The 17,954-nt window shown below is 73.4% G+C and carries 16 protein-coding genes and 2 pseudogenes; 10 read left to right on the plus strand and 8 right to left on the minus strand.

What is annotated here, in order from left to right; genetic code table 11:
- Positions 1 to 7: 7 nt before the first annotated feature.
- The 5 genes from tal (at position 8) to gnd (ending at position 6,396) form a co-directional block, all read left to right on the plus strand.
- Complete coding sequence (gene tal, locus ACH5A8_RS05935) at positions 8 to 1,177, plus strand: transaldolase (protein ID WP_398998438.1); 1,170 nt, start codon at positions 8 to 10, stop codon at positions 1,175 to 1,177.
- A gap of 98 nt (positions 1,178 to 1,275) precedes the next feature.
- The gene (gene zwf, locus ACH5A8_RS05940; protein ID WP_398999748.1) at positions 1,276 to 2,940 is read left to right on the plus strand and encodes a glucose-6-phosphate dehydrogenase; all 1,665 of its coding nucleotides are present in this window, start codon (positions 1,276 to 1,278) and stop codon (positions 2,938 to 2,940) included.
- A complete protein-coding gene (opcA, locus tag ACH5A8_RS05945; protein WP_398998440.1) occupies positions 2,937 to 3,863 on the plus strand; it encodes a glucose-6-phosphate dehydrogenase assembly protein OpcA in 927 nt (308 codons plus the stop codon). The genes zwf and opcA overlap by 4 nt, the downstream gene beginning before the upstream one ends.
- Position 3,864: 1 nt before the next feature.
- Positions 3,865 to 5,505, plus strand: a complete 1,641-nt coding sequence (gene pgi, locus ACH5A8_RS05950; protein ID WP_398998442.1) for a glucose-6-phosphate isomerase — start codon at positions 3,865 to 3,867, stop codon at positions 5,503 to 5,505.
- Between the two features lie 6 nt (positions 5,506 to 5,511).
- Positions 5,512 to 6,396 carry a phosphogluconate dehydrogenase (NAD(+)-dependent, decarboxylating) gene (gene gnd, locus ACH5A8_RS05955; RefSeq protein WP_398998444.1) on the plus strand — a complete coding sequence of 295 codons (885 nt, stop codon included), beginning with the start codon at positions 5,512 to 5,514 and terminating at the stop codon, positions 6,394 to 6,396.
- Positions 6,397 to 6,471: 75 nt separating this feature from the next.
- Here gnd and ACH5A8_RS05960 read toward each other — a convergent pair whose 3' ends face one another.
- Positions 6,472 to 7,098 carry a TetR/AcrR family transcriptional regulator gene (locus ACH5A8_RS05960; protein WP_398998446.1) on the minus strand — a complete coding sequence of 209 codons (627 nt, stop codon included), beginning with the start codon at positions 7,096 to 7,098 and terminating at the stop codon, positions 6,472 to 6,474.
- Positions 7,099 to 7,160: 62 nt separating this feature from the next.
- On the opposite strand from ACH5A8_RS05960, the pseudogene ACH5A8_RS05965 reads away from it, so the two are divergent.
- Positions 7,161 to 8,090 (plus strand): annotated as a pseudogene (locus tag ACH5A8_RS05965) (NAD(P)-dependent oxidoreductase); the annotation flags it as partial.
- An 18-nt stretch (positions 8,091 to 8,108) separates the two neighbouring features.
- Here the strand turns inward: ACH5A8_RS05965 and ACH5A8_RS05970 are convergent.
- On the minus strand, positions 8,109 to 8,570 hold the full coding sequence (locus tag ACH5A8_RS05970; RefSeq protein ID WP_398998448.1) for a PPOX class F420-dependent oxidoreductase: 462 nt from the start codon (positions 8,568 to 8,570) through the stop codon (positions 8,109 to 8,111).
- Positions 8,571 to 8,678: 108 nt separating this feature from the next.
- Between ACH5A8_RS05970 and ACH5A8_RS05975 the strand changes: the two genes are divergently transcribed.
- Complete coding sequence (locus ACH5A8_RS05975) at positions 8,679 to 9,269, plus strand: TetR/AcrR family transcriptional regulator (protein WP_398998451.1); 591 nt, start codon at positions 8,679 to 8,681, stop codon at positions 9,267 to 9,269.
- Positions 9,266 to 10,750, plus strand: coding sequence for an MFS transporter (locus tag ACH5A8_RS05980; protein ID WP_398998453.1), 1,485 nt, complete (start codon positions 9,266 to 9,268; stop codon positions 10,748 to 10,750). The genes ACH5A8_RS05975 and ACH5A8_RS05980 overlap by 4 nt, the downstream gene beginning before the upstream one ends.
- Here the strand turns inward: ACH5A8_RS05980 and ribA are convergent.
- Positions 10,738 to 11,397 carry a GTP cyclohydrolase II gene (gene ribA / locus ACH5A8_RS05985; RefSeq protein WP_398998455.1) on the minus strand — a complete coding sequence of 220 codons (660 nt, stop codon included), beginning with the start codon at positions 11,395 to 11,397 and terminating at the stop codon, positions 10,738 to 10,740. The genes ACH5A8_RS05980 and ribA overlap by 13 nt on opposite strands.
- A gap of 37 nt (positions 11,398 to 11,434) precedes the next feature.
- On the opposite strand from ribA, the gene ACH5A8_RS05990 reads away from it, so the two are divergent.
- Positions 11,435 to 12,196: a creatininase family protein gene (locus tag ACH5A8_RS05990; RefSeq protein ID WP_398998457.1), complete on the plus strand. Its 762-nt coding sequence runs from the start codon at positions 11,435 to 11,437 to the stop codon at positions 12,194 to 12,196.
- A 203-nt stretch (positions 12,197 to 12,399) separates the two neighbouring features.
- Here the strand turns inward: ACH5A8_RS05990 and ACH5A8_RS05995 are convergent.
- The 5 genes and pseudogenes from ACH5A8_RS05995 to ACH5A8_RS06015 all read right to left on the minus strand — a co-directional run.
- A pseudogene (locus ACH5A8_RS05995) lies at positions 12,400 to 13,308 on the minus strand (lysylphosphatidylglycerol synthase transmembrane domain-containing protein); the annotation flags it as partial.
- A gap of 11 nt (positions 13,309 to 13,319) precedes the next feature.
- Positions 13,320 to 14,270, minus strand: a complete 951-nt coding sequence (locus ACH5A8_RS06000; RefSeq protein WP_398998459.1) for an SAM-dependent methyltransferase — start codon at positions 14,268 to 14,270, stop codon at positions 13,320 to 13,322.
- Entirely contained in the window at positions 14,267 to 15,451 is a 1,185-nt protein-coding gene (locus ACH5A8_RS06005) for a glycosyltransferase family 4 protein (RefSeq protein ID WP_398998461.1), read from the minus strand. Before ACH5A8_RS06005 ends, ACH5A8_RS06000 begins: the two co-directional genes overlap by 4 nt.
- Positions 15,448 to 15,846, minus strand: coding sequence for a 6-carboxytetrahydropterin synthase (locus ACH5A8_RS06010; RefSeq protein ID WP_351314971.1), 399 nt, complete (start codon positions 15,844 to 15,846; stop codon positions 15,448 to 15,450). Before ACH5A8_RS06010 ends, ACH5A8_RS06005 begins: the two co-directional genes overlap by 4 nt.
- A 115-nt stretch (positions 15,847 to 15,961) precedes the next feature.
- Positions 15,962 to 16,942, minus strand: a complete 981-nt coding sequence (locus tag ACH5A8_RS06015; RefSeq protein WP_398998463.1) for a zinc-binding alcohol dehydrogenase — start codon at positions 16,940 to 16,942, stop codon at positions 15,962 to 15,964.
- A 110-nt stretch (positions 16,943 to 17,052) separates the two neighbouring features.
- On the opposite strand from ACH5A8_RS06015, the gene ACH5A8_RS06020 reads away from it, so the two are divergent.
- Positions 17,053 to 17,904, plus strand: a complete 852-nt coding sequence (locus tag ACH5A8_RS06020; protein WP_398998465.1) for a CDP-alcohol phosphatidyltransferase family protein — start codon at positions 17,053 to 17,055, stop codon at positions 17,902 to 17,904.
- Positions 17,905 to 17,954 lie beyond the last annotated feature (50 nt).

Consider the following 17,954-nt stretch of genomic DNA (forward strand, 5'->3'; position numbering starts at 1 on the left):
AAGGAAGATGATCACTGTGACCGAAGCAACCGCGACCGCCGGAGCGCTCGAGCGCCTGTCCGCCGAGGGCGTGTCGATCTGGCTGGACGACCTGTCGCGGCCGCGGATCGACTCGGGCGACCTGGCCGGTCTCGTCGAGAGCAAGCACGTGGTGGGCGTGACCACCAACCCCTCGATCTTCCAGGCCGCCATCGGCTCCGGGGAGGGCTACGAGGCGCAGCTCGCCGACCTGGCGGTGCGCGGCGTCACCGTCGACGAGGCCGTGCGCATGATGACCACCGCCGACGTGCGGGCCGCCGCCGACGTGCTGCGGCCGGTGTACGACGCGACCGGCGGCCGCGACGGCCGGGTCTCCATCGAGGTGGACCCGCGGCTCGCCCACGACACGGTGGCGACCGTCGCCGAGGCCCGTCAGCTGGCCTGGCTGGTGGACCGCCCCAACGTGATGATCAAGATCCCCGCCACCCGGGCGGGCCTGCCGGCGATCACCGAGGTCGTCGGAGCGGGTATCAGTGTGAACGTGACGCTGATCTTCTCCCTGGAGCGCTACCGCGAGGTGATGGACGCCTACCTCGCCGGTCTGGAGAAGGCGCGTGCCGCGGGCCGGGACCTGTCGCCGGTCCACTCCGTCGCCTCCTTCTTCGTCTCCCGGGTCGACTCCGAGATCGACAAGCGGCTGACCCTGCTGGGCACCGAGGAGTCCCTGGCGCTGAAGGGCCGGGCGGCCCTGGCGAACGCGCGGCTGGCCTACGAGGCGTACGAGCAGGTGTTCGGCTCCGCCGACGGTTCGACGCCGGCCGGCGAGCGCTTCGCCGCCCTCAAGGGCGCCGGCGCGAACGAGCAGCGTCCGCTGTGGGCGTCGACCGGGGTGAAGGATCCCGCGTACAAGGACACCCTGTATGTGGACGAGCTGGTCGCGCCGGGCACGGTGAACACCATGCCGGAGGCCACGCTGGACGCCGCCGCCGATCACGGCGTCGTCACCGGTGACACGGTGACCGGCGGCTACGAGCGGGCCCGTGCCGACCTGGCGGCGGTCGAGCGGCTGGGGATCTCCTACGACGAGGTCGTGCAGCAGCTGGAGGACGAGGGCGTCGCCAAGTTCGAGACGGCCTGGCAGGACCTGCTGGACGCGGTCGCGAAGTCCTTGAACAGCAAGGGAGTTGACGCGGAATGAGCAAGAAGCCCGCCGAACCGGCGACGCCGGGAGCGGACGCGGCGAAGGAGCCGTCGGCGCAGGCCGCCGCGGTTCCGGAGGGGCCGGGTCCCAAGGCCATGCAGGCCGGCGAGCCGGCCGTCGAACAGGCGCGCCGCCGGAGCGCCGCGGCCGCGTCCGACGCCGCCGCCCCCGGAGCCGACTCCGGCTCCGGCTCCGGCTCCGCACCGTCAGAGACGCGGACGGCGCCCACGTCCACCGCCGACTGGGTGAATCCGCTGCGTGACGCCCGCGACCGCCGGCTGCCGAGGATCGCGGGCCCGTCCGGGCTCGTCATCTTCGGCGTCACCGGCGACCTGTCCCGCAAGAAGCTGATGCCGGCCGTCTACGACCTGGCCAACCGGGGTCTGCTGCCGCCGGGCTTCTCGCTGGTCGGCTTCGCCCGCCGGGACTGGGAGGACCAGGACTTCGCGCAGGTGGTGCACGACGCGGTCAAGGAGCACGCGCGCACGCCGTTCCGCGAGGAGGTCTGGCAGCAGCTCGCCGAGGGGATGCGCTTCATCCCCGGAGACTTCGACGACGACACGGCCTTCGAACAGCTGCGCGCCGCCGTGGACGAGCTGGACTCCTCCCGGGGCACGGCCGGCAACTACGCCTTCTACCTGTCGGTGCCGCCGAAGTTCTTCCCCAAGGTCGTCGAGCAGCTGAAGAAGCACGGTCTGGCCGAGGGACCGCGGGGCTCCTGGCGGCGCGCCGTCATCGAGAAGCCGTTCGGCCACGATCTGGACAGCGCCTGCGAGCTGAACCGGATCGTGCACGAGGTGTTCGACCCGGAGCAGGTCTTCCGCATCGACCACTACCTGGGCAAGGAGACCGTCCAGAACATCCTGGCGCTGCGCTTCGCCAACCAGATGTACGAGCCGATCTGGAACCGCTCCTACGTCGACCACGTCCAGATCACCATGGCCGAGGACATCGGCATCGGCGGCCGCGCCGGCTACTACGACGGCATCGGCGCGGCCCGCGACGTCATCCAGAACCACCTGCTCCAGCTGATGGCCCTCACCGCGATGGAGGAACCCATCGCCTTCGACGCGGAGGCGCTGCTCACCGAGAAGCTGAAGGTCCTCAAGTCGGTGCGGCTGCCCGACGACCTGGGCGCCCACACCGTGCGCGGCCAGTACGCCGAGGGCTGGCAGGGCGGCGAGAAGGTCGTCGGCTACCTCCAGGAGGAGGGCATCGACCCCAGGTCGAAGACCGACACCTACGCGGCGGTCAAGCTGGAGATCGACAACCGCCGCTGGGCCGGCATCCCGTTCTACCTGCGCACGGGCAAGCGGCTCGGCCGCCGGGTGACGGAGATCGCGGTGGTCTTCAAGCGGGCCCCGCACTCCCCGTTCGACTCCACGGCCACCGAGGAGCTGGGCGAGAACGCCATCGTGATCCGCGTCCAGCCGGACGAGGGCATGACGGTACGGTTCGGCTCCAAGGTGCCCGGCACGTCGATGGAGATCCGGGACGTGTCGATGGACTTCGCCTACGGCGAGTCCTTCACGGAGTCCAGCCCGGAGGCGTACGAACGCCTCATCCTGGACGTGCTGCTCGGTGACGCCAACCTGTTCCCCCGGCACCAGGAAGTGGAAGAGTCCTGGAAGATCCTCGACCCGATCGAGGCCTACTGGGACGAGAACGGCAGGCCCGCCCAGTACCGGTCGGGAACGTGGGGTCCGCGGGAAGCCGACGAGATGCTCGCACGAGACGGACGGAGCTGGCGCAGGCCATGAAGATCGACCTGACCGACACCACGGCAAGCAAGATCAACAAGGCGTTGGTGCAGGGCCGCCGCGCGATCGGCACCCCGGCCGTGGGCATGGTCCTGACGATGATCATCGTCACGGACGAGGAGAACGCCTACGACTCGATCAAGGCGGCCGAGGACGCCTCGCGCGAACACCCCTCGCGCACCCTGGTCGTGATCAAGCGGCAGGCCCGCACGCTGCGCGACCGCACCCACTCCCGGCTGGACGCGGAGATCCGGGTCGGCTCCGAGGCCGGCACCGGCGAGACGGTGGTGCTGCGCACCTACGGCGACGTGTCCGACCACGCCGACTCGGTGGTGCTGCCGCTGCTGCTGCCGGACGCGCCGGTCGTGGTGTGGTGGCCGGTGGACGCGCCGGAGAACCTGGCCGATGACCCGCTGGGCGCGCTGGCCCAGCGCAGGATCACCGACCTGTACGCCTTCGACCGCCCGCTGGAGGTCCTGGACAACCGGGCGCGGCACTACGCCCCCGGCGACACCGACCTCGCCTGGACCCGGCTGACCCTGTGGCGTTCGATGCTCGCCGCCGCCCTCGACCAGGCGCGGACGGAGGTGACGTCCGCGGCCGTGGAGGCCGAGGCGGACAACCCGAGCGCGGAGCTGCTGGCCCGCTGGCTGGAGGCCCGGCTGGGCGTGCGGGTCGAACGCGTGGGCAGCGCCGGCCCGTTCGTCACCGCCGTACGGCTCGGCACGGCGGACGGCGAGATCGTCATCGACCGGCCCGCCGGGCCGCTGGCCACCCTGACCCTGCCGGGTCAGCCCTCGCGCACGCTGGCCCTCAAGGTCCGTCCCACCTCGGAGCTGATCGCCGAGGAACTGCGCCGACTCGACGCCGACGAGATGTACGCCATCGCCCTGCGCGGCGACGGCATCAAGGAGACCGTCTGACATGACCGACACCCCCAAGCTCACCCGGCGGCCCGAGTGGACCGCCCTGGCGGACCACCGCGACCAGTGGACGTCGCACCTGCGGGAGCTGTTCGCGCAGGACCCCTCCCGCGCCGAGCGCTACACGGTGCGCGTCGGCGATCTGCGCATCGACTACTCCAAGCACCTGATCACGGACGAGACCCTGGGCCTGCTCCAGGAACTGGCCACGGCCACCGACGTGTTCGGCCTGCGCGACGCGATGTTCCGCGGCGAGAAGATCAACGTCACCGAAAAGCGGGCCGTGCTGCACACCGCGCTGCGCGCCCCCGGGGACGCGGTGATCGAGGTCGACGGCGAGAACGTCGTGCCCCAGGTGCACGAAGTCCTCGACAAGATGGCCGACTTCGCCGGGCGGGTCCGCTCGGGTGAGTGGACCGGGCACACCGGCCGGCGCATCAGGAACGTCGTCAACATCGGCATCGGCGGCTCCGACCTCGGCCCCGCGATGGCGTACGAGGCGCTGCGCGCCTTCACCGACCGCGGCCTGACGGTCCGGTTCGTGTCCAACGTCGACGGCGCCGACCTGCACGAGGCCACCCGCGACCTGGACGCCGAGGAGACGCTGTTCATCGTCGCCTCCAAGACGTTCACCACGATCGAGACGATCACGAACGCCACCTCGGCGCGCAACTGGCTGCTCGGCGAGCTGAAGGCCGGTCCGGAGGCGGTGGCCAAGCACTTCGTGGCACTGTCCACGAACGCCGAGAAGGTCGCCGACTTCGGCATCGACGTGGCCAACATGTTCGAGTTCTGGGACTGGGTCGGCGGGCGCTACTCCTACGACTCCGCCATCGGCCTGTCCCTGATGATCGCCATCGGGCCGGACCGGTTCCGCGAGATGCTGGACGGGTTCCGCATCGTCGACGACCACTTCAAGAACGCGCCCGCCGAGGCCAACGCGCCCCTGCTGCTGGGCCTGCTGGGCATCTGGTACGGCAACTTCTTCGACGCGCAGACGCACGCGGTGCTGCCGTACTCGCACTACCTGTCGAAGTTCACGGCCTACCTGCAGCAGCTGGACATGGAGTCCAACGGCAAGTCGGTGCAGCGCGACGGCGAACCGGTCCAGTGGCAGACCGGCCCCGTGGTGTGGGGCACGCCCGGCACCAACGGGCAGCACGCCTACTACCAGCTCATCCACCAGGGCACCAAGCTGATCCCGGCCGACTTCATCGGCTTCGCCAACCCGGTCGGCGAGCTGAGCGACGAACTCAAGGCCCAGCACGACCTGCTGATGGCGAACTTCTTCGCCCAGACCCAGGCGCTGGCCTTCGGCAAGACCGCCGAGGAGGTACGCGCCGAGGGCGTGGCCGAGGAGCAGGTCGCGCACCGCACCTTCCACGGCGACCACCCCACCACCACCGTCCTGGCGACCGAGCTGACCCCCTCCGTCCTCGGCCAGCTGATCGCGCTGTACGAGCACAAGGTGTTCGTCCAGGGCGCGGTGTGGAACATCGACTCCTTCGACCAGTGGGGCGTCGAACTCGGCAAGGTGCTCGCCAAGCGCGTCGAACCCGCCCTGACCGAGGGCGCCGACGTGCCCGGTCTCGACCCGTCCACCGCCGCCCTCGTGGCCGCCTACCGCACTCTCAGGAAGTGAACTGACATGCAGCTCGGACTGATCGGTCTCGGCAAGATGGGCGGCAACATGCGGGAGCGCCTCCGCAACGCCGGCCACACGGTCGTCGGTTACGACCAGAATCCCGAAGTCACTGACGTGGAGAGCATGGTCGACCTCGTCGACGCGCTCGACGCCCCGCGCACGGTGTGGGTGATGGTCCCGGCCGGCGGTCCCACCCAGCACGTCATCGACCAGCTCGCCACCTTGCTCAAGCCGGGCGACGTGGTCGTGGACGGCGGCAACTCCCGCTGGACGGACGACGAGAAGCACGCCAAGCAGCTGCACGCGCGGGGTATCGGCTTCGTCGACGCCGGCGTCTCCGGCGGCGTGTGGGGCCTGAAGAACGGCTACGCGCTCATGGTCGGCGGCGAGAAGGAGTGCGTCGACCACCTGAAGCCGATCTTCGACGCGCTCAAGCCCGAGGGCCCGTACGGGTACGTCCACGCGGGCAAGGTGGGCGCCGGCCACTTCGCGAAGATGGTCCACAACGGCATCGAGTACGCGATGATGCAGGCCTACGCCGAGGGCTGGGAGCTGCTGGAGAAGGTGGACTCCGTGGACAACGTCCGCGAGGTCTTCCGGTCCTGGCAGGAGGGCACCGTCATCCGCTCCTGGCTGCTCGACCTCGCCGTCAACGCGCTCGACGAGGACCACCACCTGGACAAGCTGCGCGGCTACGCGGAGGACTCCGGCGAGGGCCGCTGGACGGTGGAGGCGGCCATCGACAACGCCGTGCCGCTGCCGACGATCACGGCCTCCCTCTTCGCCCGGTTCGCCTCCCGCCAGGAGGACTCGCCGCAGATGAAGATGGTCGCCGCGCTGCGCAACCAGTTCGGCGGGCACGCCGTGGAAGCGGTGAAGAAGGCCTGACCCACTCGGGGAGACGGTGAGGTGAGCGGGGTCCCGGCGGGAGCGCCGGGACCCCGCTCCCGTGAGGGGCCCGTCTCAGGAGGGTGAGGTGCCGTCGCGGTCCGGCGGTACGGCCGCGTCCAGGAGTGGGGCCAGTTCACGGGCGACGGTCGTCAGGGGCCGTACGCCGCATTCGGCCCGGGCCATCAGGATCGCCCCCTCCAGGCTGCTGATCATCAGCGTGGCCAGCGACTCGGCCCGCCCGGCCGGCACCCCCATGTCCGTCAGCGCCTCGGCCACCGGGCCCCGCCAGGCCGCGAAGGCGGCGGCGGTCGCCTGACGGGTGGACGGGCCGCAGGAGGCGTGGTCGACGGTCGCCGCGGCCACCGGACAGCCGCCGACGGCGCCGGCCCTCTCGTACTCGTCGGTCCACTGCCGCACCATCGCGGCGAACAGACCGCTCGGCGTCGGTTCGGCCAGGTCCGCCAGGAAACGGGCGACGCGCCGGCCGGCGTAGCGCCCGGCCCAGGCCACCGCCTCGTTGACCAGTTGCTCCTTGCCGCCGGGGAAATAGTGCTGGAGCGACCCGCGCGGCGCGTCCGCGTGGGCGGCCACGTCCCGCATGCCCGTGGCGCCCACCCCGTCGCGACGGATGAGCTGGGCCGCGCTGAAGACCAGCCGCTCGCGCGGCCCCCGCCCGCCGTCCCGCGCCTTGGTCGTCATCCTCGATCCCCCCGACGTCGTGACCGGCTGTTCGGCCATCACCCTATGACCGCCGTCATAATCGCCGCTACTATGACCGTCGTCATAACGGCCCGGCCTCAGGACGGTCTCCCATGAACGTCGGCTTCATCGGTCTCGGAGTCATGGGCCGGCCCATGGCGCTCAGGCTGGCCCGCTCCGGCACCCCCCTGCTCGTCTGGAACCGCACGGCCGCCCGCGCCGACGTGCTGCGCGCCGCCGGCGCCGAGGTCGCGGCCGGCCCCGGCGAGGTGTTCGCCCGCTCGGACGCGGTGATCCTGATGCTGGCCGACGAGGCGGCGACGGACGCGGTCCTGGGCCGCGGCACGGCGGAGTTCGCGGCCCGTGTCGCGGGGCGGGTGGTCGTCCACATGGGCACCACCGCGCCCGAGTACTCGCGCGGCCTGGAGACCGACGTCCGGACGGCGGGCGGAAGCTATGTGGAGGCGCCCGTCTCCGGGTCCCGCGTCCCGGCGGAGGAAGGGCGGCTGGTGGCGATGCTGGCCGGGGAGGACCGGGCCGTCGAGTCGGTGCGCCCGCTGCTCGCGCCCCTGTGCGGCGAGGTGTTCGTGTGCGGTCCCGCGCCCGCCGCGCTGCTGATGAAGCTGTCGGTGAACCTGTTCCTGATCACCCTGGTGACCGGGCTCGCCGAGGCCTTCCACTTCGCCGGGCGGCAGGGACTCGACGCAGGGCTGTTCCTGGAGGTCCTGGGCGCCGGCCCGATGGCCAGCCCGGTCTCGCTGATGAAGGCGCCGAAGCTCCTGGCGGGCGACTTCGCGGTGCAGGCGGCGGCGCTCGACGTGCTCAAGAACAACCGGCTTATCGCCGAGGCCGCCCGCGCGTGCGGCATCGCCTCGCCCCTGCTCGACGTGTGCCACACGCTGTTCCGGGAGACGGTCTCGCTCGGGCACGGCGGCGAGGACATGGTGGCGGTCCTGCGGGCTCTGGAGGCGCGCACCGCTGCCCGGGCCTGACCGGCCCCGGCAGCGGGTTCAGCCCTCGTTCGCGCCCTGGGGAATGCCGTACGCCCGCTCCACCCTCAGCCGCAGGACGAGCCGCCGGTCGCGGACCATCGCGGCGCGGTACTCGTCCCAGTCTGAGTGCTCCCCGAGGACGTCGCGGTACAGGCGGATCAGTTCCTCGACGGTCTCGTCGTGCGGGTCCGCGGCGACGGGAGACAGCTCGGCCGTGCCCTCGGCGACCGTGTAGGCCCAGCGGTCGGAGCTGGTGACGTGGTACGAGGCCCGCGGGTCCCGGCGCAGGTTGCGGGTCTTGGCGCGGTCGTCGGTGATCGAGACCCGCACGACGCGCTCCTCGGGATCGTAGGCGTGACTGACGTTCGACAGCTGGGGCCGGCCGTCGCGCTTGAGGGTGACCAGCACCCCGCCGTGACCCTCGGCGAGCAGGGCGAGCAGGGCTTCGGTGGCGGGGTCGCGCGTCGTGTCCTGAGTCATACCCGGGTCAACCCCTCCGGCCGCGCCGGGCATTCCCGTCGGCGCCGCCCTCGGGGCCCTCGGCCGCCAGGCGTAGACAGTGTCTACGCGCCCTGGTAGACAGGACGCATGACAGAGTCGGACGAGAGTTCGAAAGCACTGCGCGACCGGCTGGTCGACGTGGGCGCGCGGCTGGTGGCCGTGGAAGGCGTCCAGGCGCTGACCCTGCGGGAGATCGCCCGCCGGGCGGGCGTCTCGCACGGGGCTCCGCGCCGTCACTTCCCCACCCACCTGGAACTGCTGTCCGCCATCGCCCGCCGCGGCTTCGCCGAGCTCGGCGAGCGGACCACGGCCGCGATCGGCGACGGCACGGCGAGCCCGCGCGCCCAGCTGACCGCGCTGGGGCGGGCCTACCTGGAGTTCTCGACGACCGAGCGCGGAATGTACGAGCTGATGTTCCGTCACGACCTGCTGGCGAGCGGTCACATGGGACTGCGGGACACCAGCCTCCCGCTCTTCGGCGTCTTCGTGGACCTGGTCGGGCGGGCCCATCCGGACCGCGACGCCCGTGTGACGGCCGGCGCCCTGTGGGCCAACCTGCACGGCATCGCCCAGCTCTGGAGCTGGGGCAGCCTGCGACTCGCCGCCGGGGCCGACGACATCGCGCCCCTGCTCCGGGCGGCCCTCGACGCGCACCTCGGGCCGGAGGAGGGCCGGTGAGCCGGCGTCAGCGGGTGGTGACCCTCACCAGCAGTGTGGCCGGGGCGGTGATCGTCGCCCTGGACGGCACGGTCCTCACCGTCGCCCAGCCCAGGCTGCAACACGATCTGCACGCCTCGTACGCGCAGGTCCAGTGGACGAGCACCGGGTACCTGATCGCGGTGGCGAGCCTGCTGGTGTTCGCCGGTCGGCTCGGCGACCTGCCCCGCGGCCTGACCCGCAGAGGGCGCCCCCTCGGGCACCGCCGGCTGTTCGCCTTCGGGATGCTGGGCTTCGGGGCGACGTCGGCGGGCATCGGGTGCGCGCCCTCGATCGGCTGGGTGATCGCCCTGCGCGTCGCCCAGGGGGTGTTCGGGGCGTTGGCGCAGCCGGCCACGCTGGGGATGCTCCGCGCCGTCTTCCCGCCCGACCGGCTCAGCATGCCCCTGGCGGTGCGGACGAGCGCCATCGGCGTGGCGGCGGCTGCCGGGCCGGTGGTGGGCGGCGCGCTGGTGGCGGGGCCCGGCTGGCGGGCGGTGTTCTTCCTGAACGTCGGGCCCGCGCTGCTGTTCGGACTGCTCGCGCTCACGCCGTACGGGACCGGGAAGACCGAGCACACCGAGCCGGACGGAGGGGCCGCACAGGCGGGGCGTGCCCCGTCGACGGCCGCCCGGCTCGACCTGGCGGGCGCGCTGCTGCTCGCCGTGGCCCTCGGCTGCGCGGTGCGTACCCTGGTCGCGTCGGCGGATCCCGGCGGCCCGGGCCCGGACGTCGCCGTCGTCGCGGTGGCGGCCGTGGTGGCAGCGGCCGCCTTCGTCCGGCACGAGCGCCGTACCGCCGACCCGCTGCTGCCGCCCGACGTCATCGGGTCGGCGGCCGTCGGCTCGGCGCTGGCGATGCTGGTGGCCGCGTCGGCGGCCCTGTCGGGCACGCTCTTCGTCCTCACCTACGTCCTGCAGGACACCCTGGGTCTCGATCCCTTCCAGAGCGCCCTGCGCTGCCTGCCGCTGGCGCTGCTGATGGTGCTCGCGGCGTCCGCCTCCCCGGTGCTGCTGCGCCGCCTCGGAGCCCGTCGTACGACGACGACGGCGATGGTCCTGCTCGCGCTGGGCGTGCTGGTGCTCGCCCGTGCGTCGGGCACCGCCGCCCTGTGTACCGGATGCGCTTTGCTGGGCGCCGGGTTCGGCACGGTGATGGTGGCGGCGACACACGTCGTCGTACGGGAGGCGGCCGTCGGCTCCGCCGGTGTCGCCGGGGGCCTCCAGCAGACCGCGATGAACGTGGGTCCGGCCCTGGGCGTGGCCGCGGCGACCGCGCTGCGCACGGACGGCGGCGCGGGGTCGGCCCTGGTGGTGCTCGCCGCGGTGGCCGGGGCGGGCGCGGTGGCGGGCCGGATGCTGCCGGGGCCCGACCGCGCCGCGGCCGGCGGGGCGGACGCCCCGGACGCGGCGGCGGACACGGCGACCGGGACGGGCGGGGCGGTGCTGTCTCAGGACAGGTGAGCGACCGCGTCCAGATGCGGCAGGTGGTGGTCGAGGCGCTCCCGCTTGGTGCGCAGATAGGTGATGTTGTTCTCGCACGGCGGGATCAGCAGCGGGACCTGCTCGGCCACCTCGACGCCGTGCCGCACCAACGCCTCGCGCTTGCGGGGGTTGTTGGACATCAGGCGCACCGAGCGGACCCCCAGGTCGTGCAGCATCCCGGCGGCGACGCCGTAGTCGCGGGCGTCGACGGGCAGGCCCAGGGCGAGGTTGGCCTCGACCGTGTCCAGGCCCTCCGCCTGCAGGGCCATCGCCCGCAGCTTGGCCAGCAGCCCTATCCCCCGGCCCTCGTGGCCCCGCAAGTAGACGACGACGCCGCTGCCTTCGGCGACCACGGCGCGCAGGGCGGCGGTGAGCTGGTCGCCGCACTCGCAGTGCTGGGAGCCGAAGGCGTCGCCGGTCAGGCATTCGGAATGCAGCCGGACCAGGACGCGTTCGGCGCCGATGTCGCCGTGGACCAGGGCCACTTGTTCGTCACCGCGGTCGTGGTCCAGGTAGCCGATCGCCTGGAATTTCCCGTGGACAGTGGGCAGCGGGGCATTCACGACGCGTTCCACACCCGTGCGCCGGGAGGACTTCTTGCCGAGTACGCCGATGTTTTCTGTCATGATCTGGTCCTAAGCGAAGACGAAAGGCCGGAAAACTATGAGTGGTTCAGGAACGCGGCCGGCGGTGTTCGGCCCGGACGGCCTGTTGCCGGCGGACACGACGGAGGACGTACGGGACCGGGGAGCGGGCCGGTCGCGGCAGGTGGCCGTCCTGCCGGTGGGGAGTTTCGAACAGCACGGCCCCTTCCTGCCGTTGGCGACCGACACCCTGATCGCCTGCGCCGTCGCCCGGCAGATCGCCGGCGCGTACCCGGTGCACCTGCTCCCGCCGGTGACGATCTCCTGCTCGCACGAGCACGCGGCCTGGCCGGGGACGGTCAGCATCTCCTCCGTGACCCTCCACTCGGTGGTGCGGGACATCGCGGACTCGCTCCGCCGCTCCGGCGTCGAGGCCCTGGTGGTGGTCAACGGCCACGGCGGCAACTACGTACTGGGCAACGTGGTCCAGGAGTCCTCCGCACGGGGCGAGCACATCGCGCTGTTCCCCGCCGCGGAGGACTGGGAGACGGCCCGGGAGCGGGCCGGCGTGCGCACCTCGCTGCTCACCGACATGCACGCCGGGGAGATCGAGACCTCCATTCTTCTGCACGCTCACCCCGAATTCGTCAAAGACGGCTACGAGAAAGCGGACTTCGTCGCGGACGACCGGCGCCATCTCCTCACCACCGGAATGTCCGCCTATACCGAATCGGGCGTCATCGGCCGTCCTTCCCTGGGTTCCGCGGAAAAGGGGAAGGAACTGCTGGCCAGCCTCGCCGATTCCTTCCGGCCGTATTTCTCGCTGCTGACGTCGTCCTGAACTCCGGTGCCGGGCCCCGGGTCGCGCCCCGTGGCCCGGAGCCCCGCCGACGTGCCGGTGCCGTGGCCGGCGCCCGGGGGGCCGGCCGACGCGCCGGAGCCACTGCCGGTGCGCCGGCGGGCGACCAGGACGAGCGCCCCCGGCAGGCTCGCCGCGAAGCTCAGCACCCCGTAGACCACGGCGACCGCGAGTCCGGTGCTCGCGCCGAGACCGGCGGCGCCGAACGCCCACGCGGTGGCGCCCTCCCGGGGGCCGAACCCGCCGACGTTCAGCGGCAGTCCCATGGCGACGAGCGCGAGCACGGCGAGCGGCAGCAGCACGGCGACGGAGGCGGCGCAGCCGGCGATCCGGGCGGCGAGCACGAACGTCGCGAGGTGCCCGGCGAGCACGACGGCGGAGGACAGCGCGACGCCCGGCCCGTTGCGGCGGGACAGCAGCCCCTCGCGTGACTCGCCGAGGGCACGGCGCAGGGCGCGGCCCCGGCGGCCGGACGCGGTCCGGTTCATGCGCAGCGCGAGTCCGACGGCCAGCGCGCCCACCACGGCGAGGGCCACGAGCGGTCCGAGGTGGCGGGCCTGCGAGCGGACCGGGGAGGGCAGGACCGGCAGCACCGCCACGGCGGTGACGGCGAGGGCGATCTGCCCGGCGACCCGCTCCAGGACGACGGTCCGCACGCCGCGGCCGACGTCCCCGGCGCTGCGCCCGTGCCGCACGGCACGGTGCACGTCGCCCAGCACACCGCCGGGCAGCGCCGCGTTCAGGAACAGCGCGCGGTAGTAGTCGGCGACGGCCGCGCCCAGCGGCAGCCTGACGCGCAGGCCCCGGGCCACCAACTGCCAGCGCCACGCGCTGAACACGGTGGTGACGGCGCCGATCCCGACCGCCGCGACGAGCCCGGGGGCGTCGATCCGCCGCAGCCCGTCCAGGAAGACCCCGGTGCCCAGCCGCCACAGCAGCACGGCGAGGATGAGGGCGCCCGTGACGGTGCCGAGGTGGGCGCGCAGCGCGCGGGAGTCGAGCCGGGTCAGGAGCCCGCGGGCGCTTCGGACGACGGGAGGTGACGGGTCGGGGCCGGTGAGGACGGCGTCCGTCCGTGCCCTCGGCACGTCCATGGTCTGCACGCTCACACGCCACCGCCCGTGCCGCCGGGCAGGGCCAGCAGGTCGTCGTGGTGCACGACCGCCCGCAGTTCGCCGGCGGCGCAGGCCGCCAGGCGCTCGGCGAGGTAGCGGTCGGCGCGCGGCTCGAGGGCGGGGCGCTGTTCGACGGCCGCGCCGACCCAGCCGCGCAGCCACTGGGCGGTCAGTTCGCGTTCGCCGGGGCCGAGCCGCCAGGGGCTCGGGCGCACGGTGACGGTGGCGCCGTGCCCGGCGAACGCCTCGCGCGCGGCCGTCACCGCGTCGGGGCCGAGCAGGCCGGTGCGGCGCTGGTGGGCGTTGAAGGCGTCGGTGAGTTCGGCGTCGAGCGGGTCGGCCGGGGTGAGTTCGACACGGCCGGCCACGGACAGGGTCAGCAGGGCCGGGCAGCCGGCTCCGGCGCAGGCGGCGGCGAGGGCGCCGACCTCCTCGCGGGTGAGCACGTCCAGCAGGGCGGACGCCGTCACCAGACCGGCTCCGGTCAGGACGTCGGGAGTCAGCCGGGCCACGTCGCCGCGCCGCGTCTCCACGGTGACGCGGCTGCCGTCGGCCGCGGCGCGCGCGGCGGAGACGGCGGCGAAGTGCAGCAGGTAGGGGTCGCGGTCGTGCAGGATCCAGTGCTGTGCGCCGGCCAGCCGGGGGGCGAGCCAGCGGCCCATCGAGCCGGTGCCGCAGCCCAGGTCGTGGACGACGAACCCGCCCTGCCGGCCCGCCGGTCCGGCGAGCCGTTCGCCCAGCGGTCCGAGGAGGCCCTCGGCCCGCGCCGCCGCGTCGGCCGGCTCCCTCAGCCGCAGCCACTCGGGCGCGTACCGGGGCGGTTCCTCGGGCGCGTCCGCCCTGAGCCGCACGGTGGCGCGCTCGCCGGGGGCGGCGACGGGACCGGCGCCGGCGATCACCGGGGCGGGACCGGTCCGTGCGGGGGCCGTCGTCCTCCTCATGCCGCCCTCCTGGGTTCGCGCGGGAGCCGGCCCAGTACGCCGGCGAGGCTGCGGGCGGTCATGGCCCAGCCGTCGAGGGCGGCGCGCCGGCCCCGGGCGGCGGCCTTGAGCCGGCGGCGCACGTCGGCCTCGCCGAACCAGCCGCGCAGTTCGGCGGCGAGGGCGGCGGGGTCCTCCGGCGGGACGAGGATGCCGGGGACGCCCCCGTCGGGGGCCCGGCCGACCGCCTCGGGCACGCCGCCGACGTCCGTGGCCAGGACCGGGACGCCGCGTGCCAGCGCCTCGGTGACCGCCATGCCGTACGTCTCCGCGTAGGAGGCGAGGACCATCAGGTCGGCGGCGGCGTAGGCGGCGTCGAGGTCCGCGCCGGTGCGCGGTCCGGCCAGGTGGAAGCGGCCTTGCAGGCCGTGCTCGCCGATCAGCTCGCGCAGCCGGGCGACATAGGCCGGGTCCTGGGTCAGGGCGCCGACGCACACGCACTCCCACGGCAGGTCGGTGACCGTGGCCAGGGCCTCCACCAGCCGGTGCTGTCCCTTGCGCGGGGTCACGGCGGCGACGCACAGGAGGTGGGAGACGCCGTCGGTGCCGGGGGCGAGCGGCGCGATGTCGGCGCCGGGGGCGGCCCTGTGCACCCGGTCGGGGGCGAGGCCGTGGTGGGCGACGAGCCGGCGGACCGCCCAGTCGCTGGTGGCGACGACGGCGGGGACCGCCCGCAGCACCTCGCGCTCCCTGGCGTCGAGTTCGGCGGCGACGGCCGCCTCGAGCCCGGTCTCGTCGCCGAGCGGGAGGTGGACGAGGACGGCCAGACGCAGCCGTCCGCTCTCGGGCACGACGGTCTCCGGGACGCCGCAGGCGACCAGCCCGTCCAGGAGGACGATGGAGCCGTCCGGCAACTCGCGCAGCACCCGGGCGAGTTCCGCGCGGGCGCGGTCGCCGGGCCGGGGCCAGTCGCCGGGCACGGGGTGCGGCCGGACCTGCCAGCCGAAGCCGGGCAGGTCGAGGCTGACGCGGCGGTCGTAGGCGTTGCCGCCGCTCGGTGTGGCCGGGTCGTCGACGCCGCCCGGCAGGACGAAGTGCACGGTGCGCAGCGACATGGGGATGATCCCGACGTTGTCCAGGCCCGCGCGCTGCGCGGGGACGTAACCGAGGGACGGGGTGCGGCGGGTGGTCGTGTCGCTCACAGCGCACGCTCGTAACTCGCCCAGGCGACGTGCGACTCGTGCAGGGTGACGGTGAGTCCGGCGAGTCCCCTGGCGCCCTCGCCCAGGGCTCCCTTGTGGATCCGTTCGGCGAGCCGGTCGGCGACGACCTTCGCGAGGAACTCGGTGGAGGTGTTGATCCCGGCGAAGTCGGGTTCGTTGTCGAGGTTGCGGTAGTTCAGCTCGCTGACCACGGCGCCCAGCTCCTGGGTGGCCAGTCCGATGTCGACGACGATGTTGTCGTCGTCCAGCTGCTCGCGCCGGAAGGTGGCGTCCACGAGGAACGTGGCTCCGTGCAGCCGCTGCGCGGGCCCGAACACCTCGCCGTGGAAGCTGTGGGCGATCATGATGTGATCGCGGACGGTGATGCTGAACAACGGACGACCCTCCAGGTGCGGCGCGTCTGGTCCCCCGCCGGTACCTGCCGGGGGATGCCGTGTAGTACGGCTCCACGCTTCCCCTTGTTCAGCCGTCGCGCACCCTTTTCTGAGGTCAGGCGCTCGTGTCGTACCGGACCCGGTGGCACAGGGCCGGAATTCCGCCGGAGGCGAGCTTCGGCATGACGTGGGGCAGTTCCTCGAACGTGCTCTCGCCCGTGATCAGGGCGTCCAGCGCCGGGTCGGCGAGCAGGTCCAGCGCGAGGGCGAGCCGGTCGGCGTAGGTGCGGTTGCCGCGGCGGGGGGAGACGGTGCCGACCTGGCTGCTGCGGATGACGAGCCGGCGCGAGTGGAAGGCCTCGCCGAGCGGGAGGGAGACCTCGCGGTCGCCGTACCAGCTCAGTTCGAGGACGGTGCCCTCGGGGGTCAGCAGTTCGAGCGCGCGGGTCAGGCCCTGCTGGGTGGCGCTGGCGTGCACGACGAGGTCGCAGCCGTCCAGGGCGTCCCCGGGGGCGGCGAAGCCGACGCCGAGCGCGTCGGCGACGGCGGCCCGCGCGGGATCGGCGTCCACCAACTGCACGCGCGCACCGGGGAACCGGGCCAGCAACGCGGCCACCGAGCAGCCGACCATGCCGCCGCCGACCACCGCGATCCGGTCGCCGACCAGGGGCGCCGCGTCCCACAGGGCGTTCACCGCGGTCTCGACGGTGCCCGCCAGGACGGCCCGCCCGGCGGGCACGCTCTCCGGCACCACGGTCACCGCGCTCGCCGGGACGACGTAGCGGGTCTGGTGCGGGTACAGGCAGAAGACGGTGCGCCCGGACAGCGCCGCCGGCCCCTCCTCCACCACTCCCACGCTGAGGTAGCCGTACTTCACCGGCCCCGGGAAGTCGCCCTCCTGGAACGGGGCCCGCATCGCCGCGTGCTGGCTGACGGGCACCCCGCCGCGGAACACCAGCGTCTCCGTCCCCCGGCTGACCCCGGAGTACAGCGTCCGGACGACGACCTCGTCCGCGCCGGGCTCCGGGAGCACCTCGTCACGTATCTCGCCGCGGCCGGGCGAGGCGAGCCAGAAGGCGCGGGCGGAACTGTTCATCGAGCGTGCTCCTGAACGATCGGGAAGTGGTCGACGTACCGAGGTGTGCACAGGCCGCGCACAACGTACGCGGCGTCGATCGACTCTGTCACTCTGTCGGAGGGTGTGCGGTGGCCCTGAACAACACGTACGACGCGAGGCCGGTCCAGCAGGAGACCGCTGTGGGAGCGGGTGTGCAGATCCTGCTGCTGGTCCTGCTCGGCACGGCGATCGGCATGGGGCCGGCGGGCTGGGTGACCGGCCTCGTCTTCGCGGTCGGCACCTGGGCCGTGCTGTCCAGGGCCGTGCTCCGCTCCCGGCTCGCCTCGTTCGGCCCTGCCAACCGGGTGACGCTGGGGCGGGCCACGCTCGTCGGCGCTGTGACGGCACTGGTCGCGGACTCCTTCGAAAGCTCCCCTCCGGTGTCGCTGCTGGTCGGTCTGACCGCGGTGGCGCTGGTCCTGGACGGCGTCGACGGCAAGGTGGCCCGCCGCACCGGCACGTCCACGGCGCTGGGCGCCCGTTTCGACATGGAGGTCGACGCGTTCCTGATCCTGGTGCTCAGCGTGCACGTGTCCATGGACCTCGGCCCGTGGGTGCTGCTGATCGGCGGCATGCGCTACGCCTTCGTCGCCGCCGCCCGCGTCCTGCCCTGGCTGAACGCACCGCTGCCGCCGAGCACCGCCCGCAAGACGGTGGCCGCCTTCCAGGGCGTCCTCCTGCTCCTGGCGGACGCGCGTCTCCTCCCCCGCCCGGCAGCCCTCTGCGTGGTGCTGCTGGCGCTGGCGCTGCTGGTGTGGTCGTTCGGGCGGGACGTGCTGTGGCTGTGGCGGACCTCGCCGGTGCGTGCGGTCACCGGGAGCGAGGGGGCGCGGGAGCCGGTCGCCTTCCCCGAGCCCGCCCGAGTCGCCTTCCCGAAGCCCGCCCTCCCCGGCGTCGAGGACCGAGCCGAAGAGGTGCTGGAGGCGGCGCGGGCGGTCTGACGCCCCGGCGAGGGGCGACGCTTCGAGAAGCCGGAGGGCGCGGAAGGCGC

It is taken from the genome of Streptomyces sp. NPDC018610 (genome assembly GCF_044391765.1).
Classification (GTDB): domain Bacteria; phylum Actinomycetota; class Actinomycetes; order Streptomycetales; family Streptomycetaceae; genus Streptomyces.

Coding starts and splice junctions, on each gene's coding strand:
- ribA (WP_398998455.1), bottom strand. CDS start 11,397: ATGACAGAAAACATCGGCGTACTCGGCAAGAAGTCCTCCCGGCGCACG.
- ACH5A8_RS05960 (WP_398998446.1), bottom strand. CDS start 7,098: ATGACGACCAAGGCGCGGGACGGCGGGCGGGGGCCGCGCGAGCGGCTG.
- ACH5A8_RS05970 (WP_398998448.1), bottom strand. CDS start 8,570: ATGACTCAGGACACGACGCGCGACCCCGCCACCGAAGCCCTGCTCGCC.
- pgi (WP_398998442.1), top strand. CDS start 3,865: ATGACCGACACCCCCAAGCTCACCCGGCGGCCCGAGTGGACCGCCCTG.
- ACH5A8_RS05990 (WP_398998457.1), top strand. CDS start 11,435: ATGAGTGGTTCAGGAACGCGGCCGGCGGTGTTCGGCCCGGACGGCCTG.
- tal (WP_398998438.1), top strand. CDS start 8: ATGATCACTGTGACCGAAGCAACCGCGACCGCCGGAGCGCTCGAGCGC.
- gnd (WP_398998444.1), top strand. CDS start 5,512: ATGCAGCTCGGACTGATCGGTCTCGGCAAGATGGGCGGCAACATGCGG.
- opcA (WP_398998440.1), top strand. CDS start 2,937: ATGAAGATCGACCTGACCGACACCACGGCAAGCAAGATCAACAAGGCG.
- zwf (WP_398999748.1), top strand. CDS start 1,276: ATGCAGGCCGGCGAGCCGGCCGTCGAACAGGCGCGCCGCCGGAGCGCC.
- ACH5A8_RS06000 (WP_398998459.1), bottom strand. CDS start 14,270: ATGAGGAGGACGACGGCCCCCGCACGGACCGGTCCCGCCCCGGTGATC.
- ACH5A8_RS06015 (WP_398998463.1), bottom strand. CDS start 16,942: ATGAACAGTTCCGCCCGCGCCTTCTGGCTCGCCTCGCCCGGCCGCGGC.
- ACH5A8_RS05975 (WP_398998451.1), top strand. CDS start 8,679: ATGACAGAGTCGGACGAGAGTTCGAAAGCACTGCGCGACCGGCTGGTC.